The 2062-nt window shown below is 69.2% G+C and carries 2 protein-coding genes; both read left to right on the forward strand.

Annotated elements, in window-relative coordinates:
• On the forward strand, window positions 1-1011 hold a 1011-nt coding region (locus tag GJ693_RS17165), incomplete at its 5' end, for a hypothetical protein (RefSeq protein ID WP_197042275.1).
• A 23-nt stretch (window positions 1012-1034) separates the two neighbouring features.
• A complete protein-coding gene (locus tag GJ693_RS15655; RefSeq protein WP_156257166.1) occupies window positions 1035-1955 on the forward strand; it encodes a hypothetical protein in 921 nt (306 codons plus the stop codon).
• The last annotated feature ends 107 nt before the right edge of the window (window positions 1956-2062 follow it).

The following is a 2062-nucleotide window of genomic DNA, read 5'->3' on the forward strand; positions in this document are numbered from 1 at the left end:
GCGGCGCGCGTTGCACCCGGCTTTGCCGTCAACCGCCTCGGCCAGGTGCTGCGGCTGGCCAGCCCGGTCGATCTGGCGTTGGCCACCGCCGCCGCCCCCGGCCCCACCGCCCGCCTGTGCCTGTTTGATGATTGCGCGCCGCCGGCCAGCGGTGACTTTATCGGCGCCGGCGGCCTGTGGCTGCTCACTATCGCGCCGGCGTTCAGCGAAGAAGGCCGCGCCGCCGTGTCCGGCATGGGCGATGTGCCCGGCCGCTGTGCCATCGATGCGGTGGCCGAAGGCGTGCAGTTCCGCCTGCTCGAGATCCGCCAGCAGGTGCACGGCCTCTCGCTCACCGATCCCTTGCTGCGCAACAAATTGGCCTATGCCTGCTTTGGTGTTGGCGTGCGGCCGGCCTGGCCGGTGCCACTGCCGGCCAACCTGCCACGCCGCGACGACCTGATCGAGGCATTGCGCAAGGATGGCCTCACCGATGCCGAGGTGCCGCTGGCCATCATCGCGGTGGGCAGCACCGGCAATCACCTCTTCACCTGCAATCACAGCGTGCGCCGCGCGCTCGGCCCGCGCCGCGAAGGCGTGGCGCTGGACGATATCGTGCGCCCGCGCCGCGCCGTGCTGGGCGAGGCGATGTGGTCGCAATTCCACGACCAGCTGGCCAGCAGCGATGCCCTTGCCGTCAGCGCGCGGGACCGCTTTGCTTTCCTGCCGGCCGCCGGCGTGCTGCCCACACTGTCGGACGCTGCCGCCATCGCCTGGTTCAAGGGCATGACGGTGCGCGGCCCGCTCCACATCGATCAGGCCAAGGTGGAGCCACTGCTGCGCGCCAGCCTGACGGCGCCGGCGATCGACACCGCCAGCGATCATGCCCTCTTCCTCTATCGCATCGCGCAGGATCGCATGGCGGGGCGCAACGACTGCGTGATCTTTGCCAGCGGCCACCTGCCGGTGGCGGCCGAAGCCCGCTTCAACCTCGCCCACTGGGATTTCGCCAACTTCGCCCTCATCCCCTGAATCACCCTGAAAGGAGCCGTGCCATGGCCTTCGGAGACATGTTCAAGAACAGCAGCTTCGCCCCCGGCAGCGCAGAGTTCAAGCGCATGCTGGGCCTGTCGGTCGACGAGAATGCGCGGGTTGCGGCCGGCGACAGCGCCGATGACGACATCATGATCATCAGCAAGTCCGAATATCGGCGCGCCACCGGCGTTGACATCAAGACCGTGCTCGGCACCGGCGTCAGCACGGCGCCGGCGGCCACCCCAACGCCAACCCCGGCGCCGACCGGCCAGCCAGCCAGCGGCGGCATCATCGTCGTCAACCCGCTGCTCGATCTCGATCTGGCGCCAGTGCGCCCCGGCGACCTGATCACCGCCGCCAGCTTCAACGCGCTGATCGCCGCCTGCGCCGCGCTGCACGTGCGGCTTTCCGTGCTGGAAGCCAAATCCGGCAGCGCAACGCCGACCCCGACACCGACGACCACCCCAACGCCGACGCCGGGGGCCAGCACGCCGCCGGTCACCAGGCTGCCGCCGGATCTGAAGACCGCCTATGTCGCCAGCCAGAACCGTTCCACCAAGGAGCTCACCACCATCTTCGCCAGCGGCCTGCGGCTCGACGCGCTCACCGATGCGCGGCTGCTTTATTACGATGCCAACAAGCGCCGCACCGGCTCGACCACACTGAAGAACCGGCGCACCACCAACACGGTGGCGATCTTCAACCTGGGCGTCACGCCGCGCAGCTTTGCCACCGCCTTTGCCGTCGAACTGGAAGTGACTAGCGCCGAAGGCAAGGACAGCGTGGTGGTTGAACGGCCGACAACCGCGCTGCGCGAAGCCCTGGAAGCCAAGCTGCGCAGCGTCGATGATCCGCTCGACTTGATCGATGATTTCGGCAAGAACGACGTCATCCTGAAATCCAGCGGCGTTGGCGTCGATCCGGCGCGCAACCTGCGTTGATGCCAGCCGCCCCGGCCCTGTCGGTCACCCGCGCCCGCATTGCCGGCGCCAGCCCCGGCACGCGGGCGCGGCTGGAGCAGGTGCTGGCTGCGGCCACCCCGGCAGCC

This window comes from Sandarakinorhabdus oryzae (genome assembly GCF_009733735.1).
Taxonomy (GTDB): domain Bacteria; phylum Pseudomonadota; class Alphaproteobacteria; order Sphingomonadales; family Sphingomonadaceae; genus Sandarakinorhabdus; species Sandarakinorhabdus oryzae.